This is a genomic window from Lacticaseibacillus songhuajiangensis (genome assembly GCF_003946025.1).
Taxonomy (GTDB): domain Bacteria; phylum Bacillota; class Bacilli; order Lactobacillales; family Lactobacillaceae; genus Lacticaseibacillus; species Lacticaseibacillus songhuajiangensis.
The window spans coordinates 1-3,005 of record NZ_RHNR01000081.1 but is presented as its reverse complement, the minus strand read 5'-3'; the positions used below and the strand labels follow the sequence as shown (position 1 = coordinate 3,005).

1 rRNA gene is annotated in these 3,005 nt (G+C 50.1%); it reads left to right on the top strand.

The window, feature by feature from the left end:
- Window positions 1-56: 56 nt before the first annotated feature.
- Window positions 57-2,976: ribosomal RNA gene (locus EKM97_RS11785) — 23S ribosomal RNA — on the top strand.
- Window positions 2,977-3,005 lie beyond the last annotated feature (29 nt).

The following is a 3,005-nucleotide window of genomic DNA, read 5'->3' as shown; positions in this document are numbered from 1 at the left end:
TTTTTAGAGTTTCTAATAGAAATTCGATCGCGACCAGCAACATTATTTGTTGTTTAGGTTAAGTTACAAAGGGCGCACGGTGGATGCCTTGGCACTAGGAGCCGATGAAGGACGGAACTAATACCGATATGCTTCGGGGAGCTATACGTAAGCTTTGATCCGGAGATTTCCGAATGGGGGAACCCAGCCTGAGTAATCAGGTTATCACGTAGTGAATACATAGCTACGTTGAAGGCAGACGCGGGGAACTGAAACATCTAAGTACCCGCAGGAACAGAAAGAAAATTCGATTCCCTGAGTAGCGGCGAGCGAAACGGGAAGAGCCCAAACCAAGAAGCTTGCTTCTTGGGGTTGTAGGACTGAACATTGGAGTTACCAAGTTAGAAGATAGACGAAGTCAGTTGGAAAGCTGCACGATAAAAGGTGAAAGTCCTGTAGTCGAAATCTTTTAACCTCCGTTCAGGATCCTGAGTACGGCGGAGCACGTGAAATTCCGTCGGAATTTGCGAGGACCATCTCGTAAGGCTAAATACTACCTAGTGACCGATAGTGAACCAGTACCGTGAGGGAAAGGTGAAAAGCACCCCGGAAGGGGAGTGAAATAGTTCCTGAAACCGTGTGCCTACAATAAGTCGGAGCCCGTTAATGGGTGACGGCGTGCCTTTTGTAGAATGAACCGGCGAGTTACGTTATCATGCGAGGTTAAAGTGAAAAGCTGAAGCCGTAGCGAAAGCGAGTCTGAATAGGGCGAATGAGTATGATGATGTAGACCCGAAACCAAGTGACCTACCCATGTCCAGGTTGAAGGTGTGGTAAAACGCACTGGAGGACCGAACCCGTACGTGTTGAAAAACGTTGGGATGAGATGTGGGTAGCGGTGAAATTCCAAACGAACTTGGAGATAGCTGGTTCTCTCCGAAATAGCTTTAGGGTTAGCCTCGGATGATGGATAATGGAGGTAGAGCACTGTTTGGACAAGGGGTCCGTCAAGGATTACCAACTTCATATAAACTCCGAATACCATTTATCTTAGTCCGGGAGTCAGACAGTGAGCGATAAGGTCCATTGTCGAAAGGGGAACAGCCCAGATCACCAGTTAAGGTCCCTAAATCTATGCTAAGTGGAAAAGGATGTGGCGTTGCACAGACAACTAGGATGTTGGCTCAGAAGCAGCCACCATTTAAAGAGTGCGTAATAGCTCACTAGTCGAGTGACACTGCGCCGAAAATATACCGGGGCTTAAGCATAGTACCGAAACTGTGGATGCGACCGTAAGGTCGTGTGGTAGGAGAGCGTTCCATAGGCGTTGAAGGTAGATCGTGAGGACTACTGGAGCGTATGGAAGTGAGAATGCCGGCATGAGTAGCGAAAGACAGGTGAGAATCCTGTCCACCGTATGACTAAGGTTTCCTGGGGAAGGCTCGTCCTCCCAGGGTTAGTCGGGGCCTAAGGCGAGGCTGAGAAGCGTAGTCGATGGATAACAGGTTGAGATTCCTGTACTAGTTTATTTTGTTTGAACGATGGAGGGACGCAGTAGGCTAAAGTATGCATCCGGCTGGAAATGGATGTCCAAGCGCTAAGTCTTGAAGCGAGTGAAATGCTTACTTCTTTAAGGACAAGACGTGATGGGGAGCGAAATTTAAGTAGCGAAGTACTTGATGTCACACTGCCGAGAAAAGCTTCTAGTGAGAAATAAACTACCCGTACCGCAAACCGACACAGGTAGTCGAGGAGAGTATCCTCAGGTGAGCGAGCGAACTCTCGTTAAGGAACTCGGCAAAATAGCCCCGTAACTTCGGAAGAAGGGGTGCTGTCCGCAAGGACAGCCGCAGTGAATAGGCCCAAACAACTGTTTATCAAAAACACAGGTCTCTGCTAAATCGTAAGATGACGTATAGGGGCTGACACCTGCCCGGTGCTGGAAGGTTAAAAGGATGAGTTAGCGTAAGCGAAGCCCAGAATTGAAGCCCCAGTAAACGGCGGCCGTAACTATAACGGTCCTAAGGTAGCGAAATTCCTTGTCGGGTAAGTTCCGACCCGCACGAAAGGTGTAATGATTTGGGCGCTGTCTCAACGAGAGACTCGGTGAAATTTTAGTACCCGTGAAGATGCGGGTTACCCGCGACAGGACGGAAAGACCCCATGGAGCTTTACTGTAGCTTGATATTGAGTGTTTGTACCGCTTGTACAGGATAGGTAGGAGCCGTAGAAATCGGAACGCTAGTTTCGATTGAGGCGTTGGTGGGATACTACCCTTGCTGTATGAACGCTCTAACCGTCGCCACTAAGCGTGGCGCGAGACAGTGTCAGGTGGGCAGTTTGACTGGGGCGGTCGCCTCCTAAAGTGTAACGGAGGCGCCCAAAGGTTCCCTCAGAATGGTTGGAAATCATTCGCAGAGTGTAAAGGTATAAGGGAGCTTGACTGCGAGACTGACAAGTCGAGCAGGGACGAAAGTCGGGCTTAGTGATCCGGTGGTTCCGCATGGAAGGGCCATCGCTCAACGGATAAAAGCTACCCTGGGGATAACAGGCTTATCTTCCCCAAGAGTCCACATCGACGGGAAGGTTTGGCACCTCGATGTCGGCTCATCGCATCCTGGGGCTGTAGTCGGTCCCAAGGGTTGGGCTGTTCGCCCATTAAAGCGGTACGCGAGCTGGGTTCAGAACGTCGTGAGACAGTTCGGTCCCTATCCGTCGCGGGCGTAGGAAATTTGAGAGGAGTTGCCCTTAGTACGAGAGGACCGGGGTGAACATACCGCTGGTGTACCAGTTGTGCCGCCAGGCGCATCGCTGGGTAGCTATGTATGGCAGGGATAAACGCTGAAAGCATCTAAGTGTGAAGCCCCCCTCAAGATGAGATTTCCCATTCCTTTATGGAAGTAAGACCCCTGAAAGATGATCAGGTAGATAGGCTGGAAGTGGAAGAGCAGTGATGCTTGTAGCGGACCAGTACTAATCGGTCGAGGACTTAACCAAGCAGTCGCAAATGCGCTGTTCGAAGCAAA